20 protein-coding genes are annotated in these 23,341 nt (G+C 51.3%); 12 read left to right on the top strand and 8 right to left on the bottom strand.

Annotation, left to right across the window (positions count from 1 at the left end; all coding sequences use genetic code 11):
* The first annotated feature begins 201 nt into the window (after positions 1-201).
* Positions 202-1,416: a diguanylate cyclase gene (locus ABD07_RS10065; protein ID WP_160818154.1), complete on the top strand. Its 1,215-nt coding sequence runs from the start codon at positions 202-204 to the stop codon at positions 1,414-1,416.
* 26 nt (positions 1,417-1,442) lie between these two features.
* Here ABD07_RS10065 and ABD07_RS10060 read toward each other — a convergent pair whose 3' ends face one another.
* A complete protein-coding gene (locus ABD07_RS10060; protein ID WP_160818153.1) occupies positions 1,443-2,402 on the bottom strand; it encodes a helix-turn-helix transcriptional regulator in 960 nt (319 codons plus the stop codon).
* A gap of 515 nt (positions 2,403-2,917) precedes the next feature.
* On the opposite strand from ABD07_RS10060, the gene lysS reads away from it, so the two are divergent.
* The 7 genes from lysS (at position 2,918) to ABD07_RS15205 (ending at position 11,991) form a co-directional block, all read left to right on the top strand.
* Positions 2,918-4,426: a lysine--tRNA ligase gene (gene lysS / locus ABD07_RS10055; RefSeq protein ID WP_160818252.1), complete on the top strand. Its 1,509-nt coding sequence runs from the start codon at positions 2,918-2,920 to the stop codon at positions 4,424-4,426.
* A gap of 306 nt (positions 4,427-4,732) precedes the next feature.
* Positions 4,733-5,470, top strand: coding sequence for a HEPN domain-containing protein (locus tag ABD07_RS10050; protein WP_160818152.1), 738 nt, complete (start codon positions 4,733-4,735; stop codon positions 5,468-5,470).
* 100 nt (positions 5,471-5,570) lie between these two features.
* A complete protein-coding gene (locus ABD07_RS10045) occupies positions 5,571-5,798 on the top strand; it encodes an addiction module protein (protein WP_160818151.1) in 228 nt (75 codons plus the stop codon).
* Positions 5,795-6,094, top strand: a complete 300-nt coding sequence (locus ABD07_RS10040) for a type II toxin-antitoxin system RelE/ParE family toxin (protein ID WP_160818150.1) — start codon at positions 5,795-5,797, stop codon at positions 6,092-6,094. The genes ABD07_RS10045 and ABD07_RS10040 overlap by 4 nt, the downstream gene beginning before the upstream one ends.
* Positions 6,095-6,429: 335 nt before the next feature.
* Positions 6,430-8,139: an autotransporter assembly complex protein TamA gene (locus ABD07_RS10035; RefSeq protein ID WP_240142510.1), complete on the top strand. Its 1,710-nt coding sequence runs from the start codon at positions 6,430-6,432 to the stop codon at positions 8,137-8,139.
* Positions 8,140-8,156: 17 nt separating this feature from the next.
* The gene (locus ABD07_RS15210; RefSeq protein WP_275689500.1) at positions 8,157-11,765 is read left to right on the top strand and encodes a translocation/assembly module TamB domain-containing protein; all 3,609 of its coding nucleotides are present in this window, start codon (positions 8,157-8,159) and stop codon (positions 11,763-11,765) included.
* Positions 11,677-11,991, top strand: a complete 315-nt coding sequence (locus ABD07_RS15205; protein WP_338040584.1) for a translocation/assembly module TamB domain-containing protein — start codon at positions 11,677-11,679, stop codon at positions 11,989-11,991. The genes ABD07_RS15210 and ABD07_RS15205 overlap by 89 nt, the downstream gene beginning before the upstream one ends.
* Before the next feature lie 47 nt (positions 11,992-12,038).
* Here ABD07_RS15205 and ABD07_RS10025 read toward each other — a convergent pair whose 3' ends face one another.
* From ABD07_RS10025 to ABD07_RS10005, 5 genes are all read right to left on the bottom strand, one after another.
* Positions 12,039-12,701 (bottom strand): histidinol-phosphatase, encoded by a 663-nt coding sequence (locus tag ABD07_RS10025; RefSeq protein ID WP_160818148.1) that lies wholly within the window; start codon positions 12,699-12,701, stop codon positions 12,039-12,041.
* Positions 12,698-13,381 carry a DnaA regulatory inactivator Hda gene (hda, locus tag ABD07_RS10020; RefSeq protein WP_338040583.1) on the bottom strand — a complete coding sequence of 228 codons (684 nt, stop codon included), beginning with the start codon at positions 13,379-13,381 and terminating at the stop codon, positions 12,698-12,700. Before hda ends, ABD07_RS10025 begins: the two co-directional genes overlap by 4 nt.
* A 36-nt stretch (positions 13,382-13,417) precedes the next feature.
* Positions 13,418-14,482, bottom strand: coding sequence for an AI-2E family transporter (locus ABD07_RS10015; RefSeq protein WP_160818147.1), 1,065 nt, complete (start codon positions 14,480-14,482; stop codon positions 13,418-13,420).
* Positions 14,483-14,489: 7 nt separating this feature from the next.
* Positions 14,490-15,884, bottom strand: coding sequence for an aspartate aminotransferase family protein (locus ABD07_RS10010; RefSeq protein WP_160818146.1), 1,395 nt, complete (start codon positions 15,882-15,884; stop codon positions 14,490-14,492).
* Positions 15,885-16,674: 790 nt separating this feature from the next.
* Positions 16,675-17,529, bottom strand: coding sequence for a C1 family peptidase (locus ABD07_RS10005; RefSeq protein WP_108697410.1), 855 nt, complete (start codon positions 17,527-17,529; stop codon positions 16,675-16,677).
* A gap of 259 nt (positions 17,530-17,788) precedes the next feature.
* Between ABD07_RS10005 and purM the strand changes: the two genes are divergently transcribed.
* The 4 genes from purM to ABD07_RS09985 are packed head-to-tail and all read left to right on the top strand — an operon-like array spanning position 17,789 to position 21,570.
* Positions 17,789-18,847 carry a phosphoribosylformylglycinamidine cyclo-ligase gene (gene purM / locus ABD07_RS10000; RefSeq protein WP_160818145.1) on the top strand — a complete coding sequence of 353 codons (1,059 nt, stop codon included), beginning with the start codon at positions 17,789-17,791 and terminating at the stop codon, positions 18,845-18,847.
* A 25-nt stretch (positions 18,848-18,872) separates the two neighbouring features.
* Complete coding sequence (gene purN, locus ABD07_RS09995) at positions 18,873-19,511, top strand: phosphoribosylglycinamide formyltransferase (protein WP_160818144.1); 639 nt, start codon at positions 18,873-18,875, stop codon at positions 19,509-19,511.
* Entirely contained in the window at positions 19,508-20,224 is a 717-nt protein-coding gene (locus ABD07_RS09990) for a DUF3108 domain-containing protein (RefSeq protein WP_160818143.1), read from the top strand. Before purN ends, ABD07_RS09990 begins: the two co-directional genes overlap by 4 nt.
* Before the next feature lie 38 nt (positions 20,225-20,262).
* Positions 20,263-21,570, top strand: coding sequence for an RsmB/NOP family class I SAM-dependent RNA methyltransferase (locus ABD07_RS09985; RefSeq protein WP_108697407.1), 1,308 nt, complete (start codon positions 20,263-20,265; stop codon positions 21,568-21,570).
* A gap of 3 nt (positions 21,571-21,573) precedes the next feature.
* Here the strand turns inward: ABD07_RS09985 and ABD07_RS09980 are convergent, their stop codons facing one another.
* Both ABD07_RS09980 and ABD07_RS09975 read right to left on the bottom strand, forming a co-directional pair.
* Entirely contained in the window at positions 21,574-22,212 is a 639-nt protein-coding gene (locus ABD07_RS09980) for an ABC transporter substrate-binding protein (RefSeq protein WP_164502820.1), read from the bottom strand.
* Complete coding sequence (locus ABD07_RS09975; protein WP_160818142.1) at positions 22,190-23,317, bottom strand: glycosyltransferase; 1,128 nt, start codon at positions 23,315-23,317, stop codon at positions 22,190-22,192. Before ABD07_RS09975 ends, ABD07_RS09980 begins: the two co-directional genes overlap by 23 nt.
* Positions 23,318-23,341: the final 24 nt, after the last annotated feature.

Raw genomic sequence — 23,341 nt, 5'->3', positions numbered from 1 at the left:
GAATGATCATGAAAATATTTACCGCCGATGATATCTAACCGTTCGATGGCTTAATACGCTATATTTATTTACGTAATATCTTTTCCTGTGAATTAATACGCTGTAAATTACATCAAAGCCCCTGATGCAAGAATTGACATGAACGGATAAATGCACAGTTTGAGCTGAAGCACGTCACTATTTGAACGGATTGGTGAAAAGATGAAAAAAAATGACCGGATCCTGGCTTTGCGTAAAGCGGCTGAAGCAATGGCGCGTGGTGATTTCGCACCGGATATTCCCACCGGGGACGACGATATCGGCAACCTGGGCAAATCGCTCAAAGAGTTATCCGCTTACCTGCAAAAACAATCGGAAAGAAGTCAGTCGCTGTACAAAATCATGGTTGAGTGCAACCTCAATTTACAGTTGATCGATGTGCTGAATCATATTTATGAATCTTTCCAGGAGCATTTGCCTTACGACCGGATCAGCCTGGCTTTATTGGAGAGTGATCGAAACAAACTGAAACTGCATTGGTCGCGTGCAAACTATGACAGGCCGGAATTAATCCCCGGTTTATCCATTCCCATGACGGATCGCAGCTTACATACCCTCATCGATCTCAATGAAATGCTGATCATCGATGATCTAAACACGCATTTGCAAATGTATGCGGAATCCAGGCTGGCGCAAGCCATTTTTAAGGAAGGTATCCGCTCTTGCCTGATTTGTCCTTTGATTGCAGACGGCAAACCAGTTGGCTTTCTTTTCTTTTCCTGCCGCAAAAAAAATGCTTATAAAAACCTGCATAAGGATTTATCGCTGCAAATCGCCAGCCAACTGGCCGTGATTATCGAGAAAACGCAGCTGTACAAAGGCATAAAACTCAACAAACAACTGATCGCACAGAAGAAATCACTGGAGCAGCGCGTCACGCACGATGCATTAACCGGCTTGCTCAACCGCCCCGCCATCTTCGATATCTTGCACAAGCAGATTCTACGCGCCAAGCGCGGCGGGTTTGGCATCGCGGTGATTATGATCGATATCGATCACTTCAAGAACATCAACGACACCTGCGGCCATCCCGCCGGTGACGCGGTGTTATGCGAAATCGCCAATCGTTTGACGCAATCGGCCCGTTCGCATGAATACATCGGGCGCTACGGAGGCGAAGAGTTTCTGGCGATCATTTCACCGTTTAGTCAGGAAGGCGCGGTAAAAGCCGCGGAACGATTCCGCAAAGCCATCGCCAGCGAGGAAATCAACACCAACCAGACATTGATTCCGGCGACCATCAGTCTGGGCGTCGCTATCGCCACGGGTGAAGAATCGTTGGATGAACATTTGCTGCTGCAACGGGCCGATGAAGCGCTTTACCAAGCCAAGCACAAAGGCCGCAACCGGGTTGAAGTTGCCAGAACGGATCGTTGAAAGAAACACTCCTTGGATCCTGCGGATTACCCCTCGCTACTCGCTAGATTCAGCTGACCGCTGCGCATTCCGGCGAGACACAGAGAGATCAGCTGATTGCGGTTACTGACCCCGGTTTTTGCAAAAATGGCTTTCAGATGCGACTTGACGGTTTCCGGGCTCACGGCCAAACGCATTGCAATCTGCTTGTTGCTTAACCCTTGAACCAGCAAATTGATGACCTTCTGTTCGCATTCGGTAAAAACAATAGCGCCTGACTGTACACCAGTGGAGCGATTGCGCTGGCTACTGAAAAAACTCAGTATCCGGCTTACCAGTTGACGCGGAAACCAATACTGTCCTCTATGCACGGCATACACCGCCTTCAAAAAAAATTCCTGGCTGACGCCGGTCAGCAGGAGTCCTGATACGCGAAATTCCACAATAGCCTGGACCAGATCAGGCACAACGTTATCGTACAACAAGATTATTTTTACATCCGATGGGCTTCTTCTGATGGCGCGCAACTGCTCGATGACTACGGCTTCGGGTAAAGCGGTATCGATCAGAATTACATTGGAACCGGAATCCTCCAATTCCTCATAGCGATCTTTAAGCTGATCGAGCTTGAACGGAAGCACACTGATAACGGGCACTTGCTCCGCGTAGTTTTGCAACAGGCTCGTTAAATCCTCTCGTCCGGAAATAATCCATAAACGAAGGGGAGCACTCCATTGCGCAGACGACCCGGATGCATCCATTCGTCCGGCTATTGATTCAATGGACAAACCGGAAGCCGGATCACGCTGCATGAGCACATCGCGCCGTTCATGCCGCCGCCGGTTATAGCGCGCCTGTCCGCGCAAAACCGTGACATTGCGCCTGTCCTCCTGCTGTCGCCGCTCGTTCCGCCGCCGTTCGGAACCGGCAGTAGCGGAAGCCGCTGGATCTCCTTTCTCCTTTTTTGCGCGCTGAAGGAGAATGGACGGTTTCAGCCTTAAGTACATCGTTGATTACTGGCGGTAGCGCCGGTCATTGCGGACATCGCTGCCGGATTAGTGATTCCTTGGCCGTTAGCACGAACATTTCCGTTCACGGTGAAATTATCTTCAACGTCATACACTGTATTCAAATCATGGATCGTCGCTATATGCAGCATCTTTTTTAAACCCATTGAGTGAGATTAAGCCATTGGCTTAAGTGGTCTTCCGTTCCGGTTTGGAGGATTTCAAGTTTCTTTGACCAGTGATCAATGTAACCGAATCGACTTTTAATAAATAGATGTCATTCATCATTCAATCGCTAGTCATTTTCGGTTATCCCGGAAAGAAACTATCCCGCAGATGTAGGATATCTTGAAATCATCGCGCCGGAAAATAAGTACTTTACCAAACCGGATATAAAAACCACAACCGGATTGAAGCCGCACACTCTGTCACGAATCCCCTGCTTGCAGCGTATAATGAGCGCCCAAACGACAAACAATCCATTTAATCTATTACTTACTTTCGTAAACAAGAACATGACTCAGGAAAATCAATCAGCCGCTCCTCAGGATGAAAACCAAATTATTGCCGAGCGCCGCGCCAAATTGGCCGAATTGCGGCAGGCGGGCAATGCTTTCCCGAACACCTTCCGGCGCGAACAGGTCGCGGCGGAACTGCATCAACAGTACGATGAATCCTCAAAGGAACAACTGGAAGAATCGCCGGTTACGGTCAAAGTGGCAGGACGGATGATGTTAAAGCGCGTCATGGGCAAGGCCAGTTTCGCCACGATCCAGGACATGAGCGGACGCATTCAGCTGTACATATCGGACGATCACACCGGCGCAGCCGTGCATGCAGCGTTCAAGCACCATGACTTGGGCGACATCCTCGGCGCGCAAGGCACGTTGTTCAAAACCAAAACCGGCGAACTGTCGATCCGCGTCACGGCTTTACAGTTGCTGACCAAATCGCTGCGCCCACTGCCGGAAAAATTTCACGGTTTGGCCGATCAGGAACAAAAATACCGCCAGCGTTATCTCGATCTGATCACCAATGAAGACGCGCGCAAGGTGTTCACGGCGCGCTCGAAAATCATTCAAGCCATGCGCGAATTTTTCGTGGCGCGCGGCTATCTCGAAGTCGAAACCCCGATGATGCACCCGATTCCCGGCGGCGCCACGGCGCGGCCGTTCTCCACGCATCACAACGCGCTCGATATGGCGTTGTACTTGCGCATCGCGCCCGAGCTTTACCTGAAACGGCTGGTGGTCGGCGGCATGGAAAAGGTATTTGAAATCAACCGAAACTTCCGTAACGAAGGCATTTCCACCCGGCATAACCCGGAATTCACCATGGTGGAGTTCTACGAGGCGTATCAGGACTTTACCTATCTGATGGACTTCACCGAGAAAATGCTGGCGGAAATTGCGCACAAAGTACTGGGCACGACCGAAGTCACGTATCAAGGTAAAACCATCGATTTGGCAAAACCATTTGCCCGGCTAACCATCACCGAAGCCATCCGGAAATTCCATCCGGGATATTCCAATGCGCAACTGCACGACCGTGATTTCTTGACTTATCAATTGAATCTACTAAGCATTCATTACAACCCGAACGACGGCATCGGCGGCTTGCAACTCTCACTATTCGACGAAACCACCGAACATTTGCTGTTTGAACCGACATTCATCATCGACTATCCGGCGGAAGTATCCCCTTTGGCGCGGCGCAATGACAACAACACCGAGATCACCGACCGCTTTGAACTCTATATCGCCGGACGCGAAATCGCCAATGGATTCTCGGAATTAAACGACCCGGAAGATCAAGCAGCGCGCTTTCTGGAACAAGCCAAAGCCAAGGATGCCGGCGATAACGAAGCCATGCACTACGACGCGGACTATATCCGCGCCTTGGAATACGGTCTGCCACCGACCGCCGGGGAAGGCATCGGTATCGACCGGCTGGTCATGCTGCTGACCGACAGTCCCAGTATCCGCGACGTGATTTTGTTTCCCCAATTGCGACGGGAAGATTAGTATGTAAGGTGTCATTAAGTGCAATGGTAAATGTTCCGATCATGCATAGATAGCACTGCATTAATTCGTGAATAAAATGAAAGATTGTTTATTTTATAAATGAGTGATACCAGAACGCGACTTATTGCTGCTTGGATGGCTCCATGACGCGACTAAACGATAACAGGCCGATGTGGAACGCAATAAAGGGTTGCAGTTTATAACTATGTTGAGCATTTGCCGGAGCGGCGTAAAATGATGAGCTGGTGGACGAATTATCTGGATGAACTAGCAGTGTTGCCAAAGTAATATATATAAAATAAATTCATGAATCGTGATCAGATTCTCAAAACGAGGGCCAATCGAAAAACGCGACTGGCCCGCCCATTTGATAATTTTTATGAATCTATTCAGCAGTGCATAACAGGGGCAAGCGCACTACTTAAAGGAGAGGTTTCTCCGCAATTTTCATTGTTGCTGGAACGTTCAATTGTTATAACTGCAGTGACTGCTATCGAGGTGTATTATAGAGATATGCTTGATGCTATATTTAGGCACTGCACCGAAGAGTTTCTTGAGCCAAAGTTAAAACACTTGCATTCTGAGAAATACGACATCATTGATATTCTTGATATTTATCGACATCGCATTCACCCAGTTGAGTTAATTACTAGTAATCAATCGTTTCAAAATGCGGAAAGAATTGACAAAGTATTCTCAAATTTCACTAGCGGAAATTTCTGGAAAATTGTACTTAATCTTCATGTATCACTTGACCCCGATTTTAAGCCGGAAAATATTCATGTTTTAAAAGATGACGATTTAATAGGACTGCAGAATATCTTCAAATTAAGGCATGAGCTTGTACATGATCCGGCAAGAAAAGCTTTTTTTACCTACGAAGTTCTTCAAAATCTGGAAAAATCACAGGCTATCGTTTGGGTATCTGATTTAGTACTAGTACAAGTTATTGAAAGTAACAAACGAACTGATTTTAAGAATCAGAAAGAAGATAAAATTGAGACTGATGCAATAACTCCTGGTACTAGCAATCATTCCGGCTAAGCTTGCGTCATCCAGGATAAATTTCCAAATATCAATACCGGAACCCAACTCATCATTCAATGATAAACTGCCTGTTAATGAAGGTTTCGGAGAGTTTATCATGCCCGATAAAATGAAATGGATTCTGGAAAATATCAAGACATTGTCGCCCCATGAAAAAGCGACGCTCGCGCATTGCCTGATTTCAAGTTTGGATGACGCCAACGAAGCACATGTTGATGAGGCATGGGTTCAAATCGCAGAACGCCGGTTCGCGCAACTTGAGTCCGGTGCGGTGCAACCGGTTAGCTGGGAAGAAATCAAGCTGAAATTGAACCGTGAGTTGTGACAAACGTTTACTTTCATCCTGAAGTCGCGCGCGATATACGTGAATCGGTCGTCTGGTATGAATCGCAGGCAAAAGGATTAGGCGGTGATTTCATCAATGAGCTTGAAAGCGCTTATGCAGCCATCGCCGAACTTCCTGGTGTATGGCCTCAATTCGGAAAAGGATTCCGGCGTTATATCCTTACCCGCTTCCCATTTGCTGTAATTTACAGGCAATCAAAAGAAAAAATCTATGTGGTTGCCGTGATGCACCAAAGCAGAAAACCCGGTTACTGGTTCAATCGAATTGCAGAATAAATCAAGTACGGTAAGTTGAGCTGCCAAAGAAAGCCCAACAATCACCCGTCACAAGTGATCACATCTTATCATCACACCACTACCCTCTTAGCAACCGGACAAAGGGGTTTTCCTGTACCGTCAGTGCATTCATGCTCATGAAAACCCCGTAAAAGTAAGTTCATTATTTTCCTGCCTGAGGGAACCCTTTTCCTTTAGCCGTGCCCATACTTGTAGAATAAGCCACTCGAACGATGGCGATAGTTCATTTCTCAGTATTCAGGATTTATTAATCTAATTATCAGTTGCCTAATCGATTCCGTAATATCCGTTTTTATTTGGTTGCGCTATTGGTCTTGTCTAGTTTCCACGCGGTTGCGCAAGAAACTTCCGATTTGCCCGGTAAGACGGCTATCGTCTCCTTATCGGCGCCGCAACCGGTACAAGAATTACTCAATAAATATATTCAATTACCCACAGAGTCATTCGCCAGCGAGTTTGATGAAAACATATTCGTGCATCGCTTACAGAAAGAAATCAAGGAAATTATGGCGACTGAAGGTTACTTCAACGCCACGATTTCCGTAACAAAGCCGGCACCAGAGCAATCAATCGAGATCAAAATTGATCCTGGCGAAGTGACCCGCGTAGGCTCGGTTAACCTTGAATTTGCTGGCGATATTACCAGTGGCGATGAAGAACACCGCAAGCGCATCGAGCAGCTTCGCGCTGTGTGGCCGTTAAAGACCGGGCTGCCCTTTCGCTCCGCCGATTGGGAGCAGGCAAAATCCGCTTTGATTGATAGCATCACCCAACAAGCATTCGCCGCCGCCGTCATCAAAGGCAGCCAAGCCAGTGTCGACCCCGGCGCAGCGCGCGCTGACCTTACCGTCACTATCGATTCCGGACCGGTTTTCTATCTTGGAGAAACTCAAGTTTCCGGCCTGGAACGTTACGATGCATCACTGATCACGCAGCTTGCGCCTTTCAAACCAGGCGATATTTATCAACGCGATTTGCTGCATCAATATCAACTCGCATTGCAGAAAAAACCGCAATTCAGCACGGTTTCAGTCAGTATCGCGCCCGATATCGCCCAGCACCGGTCGATACCGGTTAAAGTCATGCTGACGGAAGCGCAGGCGCAACGCTTTGCTTTCGGTGTGGGCTACAGTTCCAACAATGGCGCGCGCGGTGAAGTCAATTACCATCATCATAATTTACTTGACCGCGCCTGGAATCTCACCAGCTTGCTGCGTCTCGAGCAAAAGCGGCAAACGTTTCTCGCGGGAATCGATACCCTGCCCGATCAAAATCAGATCAATTATTCGCTCGGCGCCAGCCTGCAGATGACCGATATTCAAGGCTTGCAAACCGTCTACCAGAAAGTCGGTATTTCGCGCAATTACCAGACACCAACCATGTTCATGCAATTCGGTTTGAATTGGCAGCGCGAACATAAAAAACCCGACGGCGCGATCAATCAGATTAACGAAGCGCTGGTGCTGGATTGGCGCTGGCGGCGGCAGATTGTCGACGATCCGGTCAATATCCGGCGCGGCCACATCACCGAAGTGCGCATCGGCGGCGGCAGTCAGCAATTGCTATCGGATCAGGATTTTATCCGCACGTATGCGCGGCATCAAAGCTGGTGGCCGGTGGGATCGCGCGACGTTTTCTTCCTGCGCGCGGAAGCCGGTTATACCCTGGCATCGTCACGATTCGGCATTCCGCAGGAGTACCTGTTTCGCGCCGGTGGTATTCAATCGCTGCGCGGCTACGATTTCAAAGGCATCGGTGTCCACGAAGGCAATGCCATCGTCGGCGGCCGGGTGATGGCGACCGGTACCGCCGAGTATACCCATTGGCTGACCCAGCAATGGGGCGCGGCGGCGTTTGCCGACATTGGCAGCGCGGCCGACCGCTGGCAAGACATGCGGATGTTTCTCGCCTACGGCGCCGGTGTCCGCTGGCGCAGCCCGGCGGGACCGCTCGCGCTCGATCTGGCGCGCGGCCACGAAACCGGTTCGTTGCGCGTGCATTTTTCAATGGCCGTCGCTTTCTGACCGGCTGAGGATCGTTTATGTCCGAGCAACACATCGTAAAACCGCCTTCCCCGAAAACCGCCCGGCGTTATCGCACGTTGGTCGGCAGTCTGTTGCTTTGGCTGGTGTTAACGGTAATTGCCGGTTATTGGTTGTTGTATAGCTCATCCGGATTGCAATCGACGGCCGCCGCTGTTAACCGTTGGAGCGGCGGCACGGTTCAATTGACCGGTGTACACGGCACGCTGCAAGACCTGCACATTGAAAATATTCATTTCAACAACGGTGAACTGGCACTGACGCTGGAGAATCTCCACATGCGCTGGAATCCCGGACAATTGTTGCAGCGGCGGATCGGTATCAACCGGCTGGCGTTGGAATCAATCTGGATCAATCAGCATATGACTGAGACCACGCCCGCCGCCCCGCAACCGCCGGACAGTTTGCTGCTACCGTTCGGATTATCGATTGCGGAATTGACTGCCGGTTCAATTCATCTTAACGCGGCAACCCAGGAAAATGCCGCGCCGGTCATATCCAATTTAGTACTGGCATTGGATAGCGACGGTAAGTATCACCGGCTCACGCAGCTGAATTTCACAACGCCTTGGGCAACTGTCGAATTGCAGGCGGAACTCGCAGGCAACGCGCCGTATGCCTTGTCCGCCCGTATCGTCATCGCCGCTGACGGCTCATGGGGCGGTATCGACACAACCGTTACCGGTAATCTGAAACAGCTCACGATTCAATCCGCCAGCAAGCCGCCTGCGGCCAATATGACACTGCAAGCACAAGTGCAGCCGTTTGCCGCGAACCCGCTGACGCAGTTACACGCTATCCTGGAACAGTGGAATCCGGCCGATTTTCTGGCCAATGCGCCGCAAGCAAAGCTGTCGCTGTCGGCACAGTTGATGCAAAACAAGACCGGGCAATTGGCCGGTAACATCAACATCGAAAATCATGCACCCGCGCCGTTCGATCAAAATGGTATTCCGCTGTCCCTCATTCATACTCGCGTGCAAATTTCTCCGGAATTGCTGACGCTACCGGATGTGCATGCGCAATCCGGAAAGGATGGAGTTGTGCGCGGAGCGTTGGCTTGGGACTGGAGCAAGCACACTCTCACCGCGAACTTAGCGGTTGAGCGGCTCGATCCGCAGCAGCTCGACAGCCGCCTGCAAACCGCCGCAATTTCCGGCAAGATTGAGCTCACCGGCGGTACGGAAAAGCAATCTGCCCGCATCGATCTGCGCGACCGGTCGTTGCGTTTGACTGCCAGCATTGCCCGCACCCCGGAACAGCTCATGCTCGAGCAGTTCAATGTGCAACGCAACCGGTCCCGATTGGCCGGTCAAGGCAAATTGCAGTTGACTGGAGATCAGTCGTTTGAATTGTCGGGAGAGTTGATTGATTTCAACAGCGCGGATTTTATTCAAGCAGTCGATTCCAGCCTGAACGCCACCTTACAGTTATCCGGCCAACGGCTACCGGCGGTTACCGGTACTTTGAAATACGCTATGCAAAAAAGCCGCTTGGCGAAATCGCCTGTCAGCGGCTCGGGAGAGATCGCATTCACCGCTGGCGGCCGCTTCAGCGGCAAGGCCGAATTGCTGGCGGGTTCAAACCGGCTGCTGGCGCAGGGCCGCCAGGACGGCGAACGGCACGACGTTCAATTGACGGTCAATGTCCCTGCATTGGCGCAGCTGGGTTTGGGCGTATCGGGCGATTTGCAGACGCAGCTTAGTTTCCGCGGCACTCTAAAAACACCGGATCTCGACTGGAAACTGACCAGCAAACATCTGGAATTACCCGGTAAACAACAATTTTCGGGCCTATCCGCCAGCGCGCGGTGGCAGCAAGATGACACCATTGCGCTGAGCGTAACAGCCGATACCTACCGCGCGCATGAGCGAGCAACGATCAGGCAGTTGCTAGCTACCCTCGACGGTAAAACCGGCCACCACCACCTCATGGTCAATGCCGCTATCAACCGGGATATCGCGGTACGATTGGCGGCAAACGGCAGTTTGAGCAAGGCAAAACCGGGGCAGCCGCTGCGCTGGCAAGGCCAATTGACTGAACTGTCTGCCATCGGTGACATGCCGGTTCGCCTGCTGGCACCGGCCACACTCGCGGCCAGCACGGCATCGCTTATGTTGCATGATGCCGGGTTTTCGCTTTCTGGCGGATCGATCCGCATCGAACAATTGCACTGGACCCCGGATAGCCTGAAAACCAGCGGTGATTTCACCGGCATTGGCCTGCTGCCCGGCACCCCGGTGCGCGCAAAAGAAGCTCCGTTACAATTGGGCGGCCGCTGGCATCTCGATGCCGCCACGCAGCTGAGCGGCGAATTGCACATCCAGCGCGAACGCGGCGACTTGTATTTGCCCGGAGACATACCGCAGCCATTGGGATTGCAACAATTACAGCTGCAAGCAACCGCACGGCAGGGAAAACTATCCGGACAATTCACGCTGAATAGCGAAACACTGGGCAGCGTTCAGGCGGAGGTGACGATGCCGCTGCAACCAACGAAAGCACAATGGTCCATGGCCAAAGAATCGCCGTTGCAGGGGAATATCCAAGCCAGCATCGCCAGCTTGAAGTGGCTCAATGCGTTCAGTAACGATCTGCACGCCGATGGCGAATTACACATTCAAGCTGGAATCCGGGGCACACTGCAACAGCCCGATATCAGCGGTACGGTGTCCGGCGCAAATTTACATCTGGCTTTACTGGAACAGGGTATTCGCCTGCAGCAAGGCACCCTGACCGCGCATTTTCAGCAAGCGGATTTGCACATCGACCGGCTGCACTTCGCCAGTCCTCATGGGCCGCCGCCGGACAGCCGCTTGTTCGGCAATCTGGCGCTGCAAGATACAGCAGGGTCGGTGACTGTCAGCGGCAAGGCCGGATTAACCGGCGGCCCAAGTCACCTCGATTTCTCCATCGATCGGCTGCCGCTCGTGCATAAAACTGATTATTGGATCGTCTCTTCCGGCAGCGGCACCGCCCGTTTGCAGCAAAACCGCCTCAGCATTGCCGGCGATTTACGGGCCGACGCCGGTTTGATCATGCAGCCGCCGGAAGATCGCCCGTCACTGCCGGACGATGTCGTTCTGGTCAATACCCCAGCACCGCAACGTACGCAGAAACTGGCGCTGGATCTTGCGATGAACTTTAATCTGGGGGAGAAATTCCATATTCGCGCCGCCGGTTTGGAAGGCCGCCTGGCCGGCCAGCTGCAAGTCCGCAACGACAACAATCAGCAGCTCAAGCTCACCGGTGTGATCGCTGCGCAGGATACTGCATTCAAAGCATACGGGCAGAATTTGACGGTCAAACGCGGCATCGTCAGTTTCCAGGGGCCGCTCGACGATCCCAATCTGAGCGTACTGGCCGTGCGGGAGGGGCTGGCAGTCGAGGCCGGTGTTGAAATCGACGGATCGGTACGCCACCCGCGGGTAAGATTGGTATCGTCGCCGGAGGTACCCGACATCGAAAAGCTGTCCTGGATCGTGCTGGGCAGAAAACCCGACGCCACTCGATACTTCGGTGCTGCTATCAGCCGCCGGATCGATACTCGGTGGTCAATCCGGCAGCGGTATCACCGGTCGAATCACCCAAGCACTCGGTGTGGATGAAATCACTTTCAAACAAGCAAGCTTCGGCAGTTCATTGACCGGGCAGATCGGCGTGATCGGCAAGCGCATTTCATCGCGCGCTTACTTGACTTACGAGCGGGGCCTAACGGCAACCACGATCGGTATAACGAAGCTGAATTACAGTCTGACACCAAGAATTACCATCGTCACTCAAGCCGGTGAGGATAGTGCGGTCGATTTGTTTTATTCCGTGCAATTTGATTGAATCATAACGAAAACTCAGCAGAGCAATGGGCGATACACGGATTAACACTAACGCAAACTGATAATCGGCCAGTTGTTTCTCTCGGCGTGGCTTTTCAGCGTCGGATCGGGATCAACCGCGACCGGGTGCGTTACTTTGCTGAGCAGCGGCAGATCGTTCAGCGAATCGCTGTAAAACCAGCTGCGCAAGAACGACAGCCACGTCAAATTGTGCGCATCCAGCCATTTCTCCAGCCGTTCAACTTTTCCTTCGCGGAATGACGGTGTGCCGAACACCCGGCCGGTAAATTCGCCGTTCTTTTCTTCCGGTTCGGTTGCAATCAGGTGCTCGATGCCGAGCGCTTGCGCGATGGGCGCGGTGACAAAACTGTTGGTGGCGGTAATAATGATGCACAGGTCATTATCCAGCATATGCTGTTCGATCAATTTCCGTGTACCTGGCGCAATTAATGGTGTGATCTTTTTGGTCATGAATTCTTTACGCCATGCTTCGAGCTGAGTGCGCGGATGACGCGCCAGCGGCTTGAGCTGAAAATCCAGAAATTCATGAATATCCAGTGTCCCGGCTTTGTATTGCTCGTAAAACTCGATATTTTTCGCTTCGTGCAACTCGCGATCCAGCGCTTTCTTTTCAATCAAAAACTGCGCCCACTGAAAATCGCTATCGCCTGCAATCAGCGTGTTATCCAAATCAAATAATGCTAAATTCATGAAGCCACCTGTAATAATTCTCGTAACAAAGGAATGGTAATGGGACGCTGATGCACCAGCGAATAGCGATCCAAAGCATCCAGCGTCATCATCAGCGACGGTAAATCGCGCCGCCCGTGCCGCAACAAATAAAGACAAATTTCCTGCGATATCTCAAAACCGCGATCTGCGGCATGCGTTTTCATCGCCTGGATTTTCTCCTCTTCGGTCAGCTCATGCACCTGAAAAACCAACCCCCAACCCAAGCGCGTCACCAGATCCTGGCGCAAATTCAAATACATCGGCGCAACTGTGCCGCTCAGCAGCAACAAGGCATGGCCTTCGTCGCGCAACTGGTTATACAGATTGAACAATCCGATCTGAGCCGCTGCGTCCAGGTCATCAATATCGTCGATCGCGATGCAATCCAGGTCGTTCTCGACCGGAAATTCACGCTGCTTTTTGGCGCTGCAATATACCGCTTTTAGGTTTCTTTGTGTATACGCAGCAACAACCGCTTGCAGCACATGACTTTTGCCGCACCCCGGTTTACCCCACACATAAACAAAACGTTCCTGTTCCCGCCCGGACAAAATACCGGTCAGCATATGCAACAATTCGGCATTTTTTCCCGGTTGAAAATTTTCCAGCGCGGGGGACGGCGGCGGCAAAATATCGAGCAGCAATTGTTGCATCATCATGACTCAGGGATGCCGCCAGATTCTGAACCGGCAGGGCTATGAATTGTAGAAATTGCTGACCAGATAATGCTGATGCAGGTGCCGCAGCCATACCAGCAATACGGCGCTCACCGGCAGCGCCAGCAGGATACCGAAAAAACCGAATAATTGACCGAACGCCATTAACGCGAAAATCACCATGACCGGATGCAAGCCGATGCGGTCACCCACCAGCCAAGGCGTAAACAGCATGCCTTCAAGCAATTGGCCACTACCAAACACGATCCACACTGGTATCAATCCGCTCCAATCTTGAAACTGCATCACAGCAGCCAGTGTCGCCAGCGTCAAACCGACAATCATGCCGAGATACGGCACGAAAACCAGAATGCCCGCAACCAGCCCGATCGGCAACGCAAACTCCAATCCCGCCAGCCAAAGGCCGGTAATGTAACAAATGCTCATCAGTACGATGACGGACAATTGCCCGCGCAGGAATTCCGCGAGAATCTGGTCAGTTTCCCGGGCTAATAGGGAAATCTGCTTGTGCCAGTAGCGCGGGATCATTTCATCGATCAGCTTGATCAGCATGTCCCAATCGCGTAGCAGATAAAACAACACCACCGGCACCAGCAACATATTGACCAGAAATTCCACGATGGCCATGCCGCCGCTGGTCAACGAAGGCAGCACTTTCGCCGCCACCCCGCCGGCGCTTTGCCAGTGTTCCGATATCGCTTGTTTCAGCACATTCATGTCCGGTTGCAGGCTGATATTAAACCGAGCCTCCAGCCACGGAATCACGTTGGTCCGCAGCACTTCGAGATAAACCGGCATTTTGTTCAGCATCCGTCTGGCTTCTTCCTCAAACAACGGCACCATGATCAAAATCAGCGCCGCGAACATGCCAAGCAGCAAGAGCATCACCAAAATCGTGCCTGCGGTACGCGAGATATTTCTGCCCGCCATGCGCGTCACCATCGGATTGCAAATATATGCAATGACCGCAGCGAGCAAGAAGGGCGTCAGAATCGGACTCAGCAGGTACAGCACCCCGCCCGACACGCAAGCCAGCGCCAGCCACCAGAAATAATGTAATTCGTCGGAATGTTCGGTATTCATGCGGATTCTAGCCTTGCCCGGCCTTTGATTTCAGCGCATGGCTGGCCAGATTCTTGCCAAGCTCCCAAATGGAACCCGGCACTTGATGGGTATCGGCGATTGTCTTGGTAAACGCGCTGATAATGCGGTCGCAATCTTTTTGTGTCAGGATCAGCGGCGGTAGCAGTTTGACCACATTCATGCCATGCCCCGCCACTTGCGTCAGAATTCTGTGTTCCTTGAACAACGGAATCGTGATCATCTGGCAGAACAGTCCTTTGTTGGCTGCTTCCAGCATCATCCAAGCGGCTTTTAACGAGAAGCTGTCGGGCGATTTGAATTCCACCGCGATCATCGATCCTTTGCCGCGCGCTTCTTTCAGAAATTCAAACTGCCCGGTTAAGGCATTCAATCGTGCGATCACATCCGCGCCAACCTTCGCGCTGTTCTCGACCAGTTTTTCACTTTTGATCACTTCCAGACTGGCCAATCCCGCCGCCATCGCCATATTATTTTTGGAGAATGTCGAGCCATGCACCACCGCGCGGTCCATGCGGTTAAACACGCTATCCATAATCGGCTGCGTCATCGCCACCGCACCCACCGGCACAAACCCGCCGGACAGCGCCTTGGCCATGCAAATCATGTCAGGCTTCACGCCCCAATGCTCAACCGCCCAGAATTTACCGGTACGTCCCAAGCCGGTCTGGATTTCATCCGCGACAAACAAGGTGCCGTATTTCTTGCACATGCGTTCGACTTCGGGCAGATAGTTATCGTCCGGGATATTCACGCCTTTGCCTTGGATCGGCTCGACCACGAACGCCGCGACATTACGGCTGCTGAGCGCTTGCTCCAAGGCAGCCAGATTGTTGAATGGCACCGAACCGCAATCTTGCAGCAACGGCCCGAAGCCATCCTTGAAAATCTGCTCGCCGTTCAGCGACAACGCCCCCATCGTCAAGCCATGGTACGCATGATCGCAGCAAATGATACGGTTGCGCTTGGTGAAGTAACGCGCGAACTTGATCGCCGCTTCGACGGCCTCGGTGCCGGAGTTGCAAAAGAACGCCCGTTCCAGATTATCCGGTGTCGTGGTCAAAATCTCCTTGGCCAGCAGACCGCTCAAAATCGACACGTCCATCTGCACCAAATCGGGCATTTCAAGCGACAACACTTCTTTTAGCGCATTGACGATCACCGGATGGTTGCGGCCGAAGGCATACACCCCGAAACCGCTCAGCAAATCGAGATATTCGTTTCCCTGCTCGTCGTACAAATACTGCCCGATCGCGCGCTCATAATTGCGGTCGTAGCCGATTGTCTTCAGCACCCTGACCATTTGCGCATTCAGGTAACGATCGTGCAGATCAAATTTGTCGGTGCGATGTTGCGATAACAAATGAGCGATACTGAAAGACATGAACTACCCCGGTGTTGGAAAACCAGCCAGCAACGCTGGAAAAATGATTAATTGACTCCACCCAGAAAAACTACTGCAAAACCGTATTACAACAACAAAAATTAGCGCAGATCATACCATTCTTGCACATATTTTTGCTGTTAAAAACAAGAGGGGATTTGAATGAGGGAAAAATTCCAAGATACAGAACCGATGGATTTGAATGCGAGTGATGCAATCATTCGGGAAACAACTTTTCCGAATAAAATTTCATTCTTCCGGAAAGCCGCAATAAACCCAAATAACAAAGATATGCCTGTATCCCACGCAAAGTGCTGATGGATAGCTTTTTAAGCCAAGCACTCCCAAATTTAGAAATGGTTGAGCGGCATGCTTGTGGATTTTTTACATTGAGGGCAGGTACGATTTCATACCGGATTTGAATTTTGCCGCAGCTACGCGGGGAAACATAAAAAAATAGAGCATTTCTTGATGCAAATGCTCTATTTCAAATTAATGATTACCGCTTACTGCTTACGAGAACCATTCCAAAGTAAGCAGCATAAACAGAATAAATATGATTGCAAAATAAGCATTTCCTAATCTTTCCAAGATTCTCTCCTCATTGATAGTCAGTTAAAAACATGTAATGAGGCAACCAGGAATCACAAAAGTTCACAAAATATTCACAAAAAAATTACAAAAAATTCACGAAACCAATTTTAAATACTGAAACTAATTACTTTACATTTTCCAGAACAAAGAATAAATCATTGACTACAAGTCTCTTACTTTGAAATTCTTAAACCAATTATTTAAACAAATCGCTATCGACAAATTCCGCTTTGACCAGCGACCAGAAGTCGTCGGCGAGGCCATCTTCGATATACGCATACGGCAGCCAGCCATAGCCGCCGTCGCCCCAATCCGTTCCCCAGGAATTACGAATCAACAATGCGCCCTTGGTGGAACCGATTTTTTTCTGGTCGTCATACCCGACCGCAAGCACCGCGTGCCCGCCATCCAAGGTATCGCCACCGGTGGGATAAGGGATTTCCCCTTTGCCATCGCCGGATCGCGGCATCGAACTGTAAACCGAGAAACCGAACATCGCGGGAAGCTGCCCAGCGAGACTGGTTTTTACGTTCTTCAGCACGGTGGCTGTGGGTGTATTGGGTGGATCAAGCCGGTAATAATTGATCGCCTGATAATTCTGCGCGTACGAAAAGCAGAAATTGGAAGGGTCATCGTTGAACTTGGCGACATCGTAAGGCCAATATTTTTCCGGCGGAACACCGAACAGCACCAGCGCTTTCATGGTGTCTCGCAAATATGCGCCATCGTCACCGGTGAATCCCAGCAGTTGCCGGGTGACTTTGTATAAAAACAGCCGCGATGCATCGACGTGTTTTCCAAAAGCGCGACGCTCGAAGTATTCCACCATGCCGACGCCCGCATGGGCTGTACAGGAACCGAGCTGCCCCTGGTCTTCGACCGGCGAGCAGTATTTACGCAGATCGACCGAAGCCGGTAAAGTCTTCGCGGCTTTTTTCAACGCTGACGATTTTGCCAGAACTTTTGCAACCGCTGATGTCGATTGCGTGTGATCCCGCATATCGGGCAGGTCTCTATGCCAGCCCAGTCCACGACCGTGAATTGTTTTCATATTCCACCTCCAATTAAAGTACGTTGATCAACCTACTCTTACCACACTGTATACTGATAGAACTTCTTTTACTTCAACTGCTTCTTGAGTATAAGTCAAACCGGTGGAATAGCAACAAAATACAGAGCCAATCCAAACAATCCCCAGGAAAACCATAGCCGGACGGAGATTTTTATCTGCGCGCATCATGCGCATCGCTCATTTGCGGTAAAATCCCATTTTGCCGGTAGCATTCATTTTAACCGCATGGGAATCCAACTTGACCTCATCCAAATCTGATCATCCGAACACAACGCCATTATCCTACCGGGATGCCGGTGTCGACATCGACGCGGGCGACCGTCTGGTTGAAAATATCAAGCCATTGGCCAAGCGCACCCTGCGGCCGGAGGTACTTACCGGCATTGGCGGTTTTGGCGCATTGTTTGAGATTTCCAAGAAATACCAAAACCCGGTGCTGGTTTCCGGTACCGATGGCGTGGGCACCAAGCTGAAGCTGGCGTTCCAGCTCAACCGGCATGACACCATCGGCATTGATCTGGTGGCGATGAGTGTCAACGATATTCTGGTGCAAGGCGCGGAGCCGCTGTTTTTCCTGGATTATTTCGCCTGCGGGAAATTACAGGTGGAAACGGCGACAGCAGTGATCAGCGGTATCGCGCGCGGTTGCGAACTGGCCGGTTGCGCGCTGATCGGCGGGGAAACGGCGGAAATGCCGGGCATGTACCCGCACGATGAATACGATCTGGCCGGGTTCGCCGTGGGTGCGGTGGAAAAAGAGCGGATTATCAGCGGCGCGGCGATACAAGCGGGCGATATCGTGTTGGGTGTTGCCTCCAGCGGCGCACATTCCAACGGTTATTCGCTGATCCGCAAGATTATCGAGCATAGTCACGCCGACTTGTCCGGAGATTTTCACGGCCAGCCCCTCGCCGATGTCATCATGGCGCCGACACGCATTTACGTCAAACCGTTGCTGGCGCTGATCAATCAACTGCCGGTCAAGGGTCTGGCGCATATCACCGGCGGCGGCCTAGTGGAAAATGTACCGCGCATTTTACCCGGTCAGCTTGCGGCGGTTTTACACCGCGATGCGTGGGAAATGCCGCCATTGTTCCGCTGGTTGCAACAACAGGGCAATGTCGCCGATCATGAAATGGCGCGCGTATTCAATTGCGGTATCGGCATGGTGATCGTTGTCGCCCCCGAGCATGCCGAAACCGCGCTGAGCAGTTTGCATGCGGCGGGAGAAACCGCATGGCGGATTGGAGAAATCAAGCCGCGTACGGCTAATCAGCCAGCCACCGTACTCGTATAAACTCCTATTCCGGCAACTGCATCATATGAAATCTCTGGTCATTCTGATCTCCGGCCGCGGCAGTAATATGCAGGCGTTGCTGGAAGCGAAATTGCAGGTGGATCGTATTACAGTGATCAGTAACAATCTCCATGCGAGCGGGCTGGAAATTGCGCGGCAGCTGGGTGTGGAAACTTTGATTCTGGATCACCGCGATTTTCCGGACCGTCAGACATTCGACGCGGCATTGGCGGAGAAAATTGACACGTGTCAGCCAAAACTGATTGCACTGGCCGGCTTCATGCGTATACTTAGCGATCGCTTTGTACAACGTTACCAAGGGCGGTTAATGAATATTCACCCTTCCTTACTCCCTGCTTTTCCAGGATTAGGAACACACGCGCGGGCGCTGCAAGAAGGCATCAGGATTCATGGTTGCACGGTGCATTTTGTCACGCCACAGCTTGATCACGGTCCGATTGTGATTCAAGCTGCTGTCCCAGTATTACCGGGAGATAGCGAAGAAACCTTGGCTACCCGGGTTTTACAGCAAGAGCACCGCATTTATCCGCAGGCTGTCCGCTGGTTCATGGAAGACCGGATCCGCCTGAACGGAAACCAGGTTGAAGTAACCGGCGCCACTGTCAGTGAAGTTGCGCTCTTTTCACCAGGATTGCCGGAATGAAATGTGCGGCATTGCTTTTTCTGCTGGGATTGCTCAGTTTCCCGGTCATGGCGACGGATTTGCCGTCGCGCATCGAAATTAAATATGCGGTGACGACTGATATCGGCGAAGGGGAAATCGATGAAGTGATGGAGATCAAGCACGTCGATGGCAAGGCGCATTATTCGATCAACAGCGAAGCGCAAGCCATCGGCATGTATAAACTCATCGAACCGAATAGCATCATGCGCCATAGCGAAGGCATCGTCACCAAAAATGGTTTACGGCCAGTGCGCGCTTATGAAAAACGCGGTAAGAAACAACCCAGCGTCGCTGAATTTGACTGGCATAACCATATCATCACACTGAATCATCAAGGTCATCATGTCAAAGAAAAATTGCCGGATGGCACGGTGGATCGTCTCAGTTTGTCGTACAACTTTATGTTTACCGAGCTGCCGAAACACCATGTTGACCGGTACGTTACCAATGGCCACAACCTGCAGTTAACACGCTATACCCTATCGAAAGAAACCCTCAATACACCGATTGGGAAAATGGAGACAATGGTATTAACCCGGCAGGAAGAAAAACACTCCAAGCTTAAAAGGAAAATATGGCTCGCGCTGAACAATCACATGCTACCCGTGCGTATTGTTTCGGTCGAGGATAATGGCAGGGAAATCGATAAAATAGTGACCGAAGTTAATATCAGCTATAAACCGGATCATTAATTCATTTGCTACGCTGATAGCTTACACACTGGAAATCAATGCATTTAATACCTCCTCAATTAGACGCGGCCATCGTCGCCATGCGTACCGTACTGCCGCTGGAATATCCCGCCGATGCCATCATGCGCCGCTTTTTCCGGGAAAATCCCATGCTTGGCGGGCAAGACCGGGCATTCATCGCGGAAACTGTTTTTGGCATTTTACGCCACCGTTTTTTTCTTGAAAGCCTGACAAACGGCATAACGCCACGCGCTTTGGTGCTCGCTTATCTGGCTAAATTTCAAGGCATGAACTTACGTGAATTGTCACCGCTGATCAGCGAAACGGAAAGCAAATGGCTGGCGGAAATCAAAGGCAGCAAACCGGATACGTTACCGCTGGCAATCCAGGCGGAATTTCCTGCATGGGTGGTGGAAAAATTGCAGCACAGCATGCCGGATAGCGATATTCTTGATTTGGGGCTTTCCTTACAACAACCGGCGCCGCTCGATCTGCGGGTGAATACTATTCTCGCCAAGCGCGCTGAGGTACTTGAAACATTGGCGCAGGAAGGCATCGAAGCACAAGCAACGCCTTATTCCCCTTGCGGTATCCGCCTCATTGGCAAGCCCGCGATCAATCGCCATGCGCTCTTCTTATCGGGAAAAATAGAAGTACAGGACGAAGGCAGCCAGTTGCTCGGCTACTTACTGGCGCCGAAGCGAGGCGAAATGGTTGTCGATTTCTGCGCCGGTGCTGGCGGGAAATCGCTGCTACTGGGCGCTTTGATGAATTCAAAAGGACGTCTTTATGCGTTTGACGTTTCGGAAAAAAGATTGAGTAATCTGAAACCCCGCTTCAAGCGCTCCGGCTTGTCGAACTTGCATACGCAGCGCATTTCGGATGAGAATGACAGCAAGATCAAGAGATTGTCGGGAAAAATAGATCGCGTTTTGGTCGACGCGCCCTGCAGCGGTCTCGGTACCTTGCGGCGCAACCCGGATCTAAAATGGCGCCAATCCGCACAGAGCATCGAAGAATTGAAGGCAAAACAAGCGGCCATTCTGTCCGCCGCTGCCGGTTTGCTTAAACCCGGCGGCCGCCTGGTTTATGCGACATGCAGCTTCCTTCCGGAAGAAAATCAGGCCGTTATTGGCGATTTTCTTGCCACACATCCGCAATTTACTTTATTGAATTGTTCGGAATTGCTATCGCAGCAGAAAATACCGCTCAATACCGGGGAATTCTTACAACTATCTCCACGGCTGCATCAGACCGATGGCTTTTTTGCAGCGGCTTTAATGCGTGCGGAAACAGCGGAAACAGATAGTAAACCGGAACCCGTCAGTGAAGCTGAGACGGTCTGATTGTTAGTTCTGCTGCTGCGCTAACGTTATTTTTTCCTTCAGCAGTTCTATCAATGCAGCAAAACCATCCCGTTGCAACACGGCACGATATTCGCCGCGTTTTATGGCAAGGTCGCTCACGCCGTCAAACAGGATATTGGCGATCCGCCAGTGTCCTTCCGCCTGATGTAACACGTAATCGAAATTTACCGTACCACCGTCGGATTTTGTCAGCTGGCTGCGCACCAGGGTTTGATCGCGCGGCAAGGCGCGTTGCTCGATGATCTTAAACTGTTCTCCCTCGTATTGGGTAAACCGGCTGGCGTATGTGGCAATACTCAATTGGCGGAAAGTGCTTACAATCAGGTCTTGCTGCGTTTTGTCCAATTGCGACCAGTAAGTTGCACCGAGTATGGTCTTGATGATCAGATCGATGTCATGCGACTGGTCAATGACCGGCTCGAGAAATTTATAGCGTCCTTCATACCCCAGCTTCTCACCTTCACGCATGACTTGGAGCAGAGAAGATTGCAATTGGCCGATAACTTGTTCCGGATTGTCCGGACCAGCGCCAGATGCGCTTAATACCGGAGATACAGATAACAGCAGCGCCAGCATCAGGCATCCTGCCAGCAACAATTTAATAGTTTGTTTTACTTTCATAATGACGATCTTTCCAACGAGCACGCTCCCCGCGCCAGTAGCGCAGTGCCGATGTCCAGGTCATGGCAAGATACAATGTGCCGATTGCGGGCAATGCCAGCCCCCAGAGCGGAGAACGATGATAATAAGTTAAAGTTGGCGCATAGGTAAAAAACATAGCTATCCATGCCAATGCGCTCACTGTATAGGCTTCCATTGATGACAGCAAAAATGCAAACGGTGCGGCCCAAAACATCGAAGTCATTAACACCGTGCAGACGATGAGCAAATTCAGCGAGTATTTTAATTGCGTGAAAGCAGTACGAGCGACCATTTCCCAAATCGGCTGCAATGCATGATAACCGCGATGACTCCGCGCCGCATGACTGAGTCCGATATAAGTACGCAAACCCGCGCGTTTGATATGCGCCGCTAAAGTGCAATCATCGATCAGCGCATTATGCAGATTGGCAAACGCCCCGGTTAAGCGCAATGCTTGTGTTTCCACCAGAATACATCCGCCCGCTGCTGCTGCAATGCGGGATTGCGGTTTATTCGCCAAACCGAAAGGATACAACAGCTTAAAGAAAAATATAAATGCGGGCATCAGTAAGCGCTCGATGAAGTTCACCATTGGCGGCTCAGCCATCAATGATACCAATGCCAGATTCTCAGCGCGTGCTTTGCGCTGCAACTCAGGAACAATCCCTGGGGTCAGTTCGATATCCGCATCCAGTAATAGAGTGTAGGGAGTTTTAACTTCCCGCAATCCTTGCTCCAGCGCCCATAATTTACCGCTCCACCCCGCAGGCGGCGCGGTACCGGATAATACCTGCGCACCGCTGCGCCTTGTTTGTTCAGCGGTATCGTCGCTGGATTGATCATCGATCACAATGATACGCACATTGACGCCCTGTGCTCTAACACCATTGAGTGTGTGCCCGATGTAAGGACCTTCGTTGCGCGCCGGAATCAGTACGGTAATATCGCCCAATTCTTCACCGGATTGGAATAATGCTGGCGTTTCTATCTTCTCGCGCGTGCTCCAGGGGCGCCACGGGAGCAATGCCAGTGCTACCCAGCATATAGCGCCGAAAATAGAGGCGTATAAAACTAATTCCACCATTATTCCGGGCAGATTCTAAAAACC

The sequence above is a fragment of the Nitrosomonas oligotropha genome (genome assembly GCF_009833085.1).
Lineage (GTDB): Bacteria > Pseudomonadota > Gammaproteobacteria > Burkholderiales > Nitrosomonadaceae > Nitrosomonas > Nitrosomonas oligotropha.
Note: the sequence above shows the minus strand (reverse complement) of the source record. Positions and strands in the feature narration are given on the sequence as shown.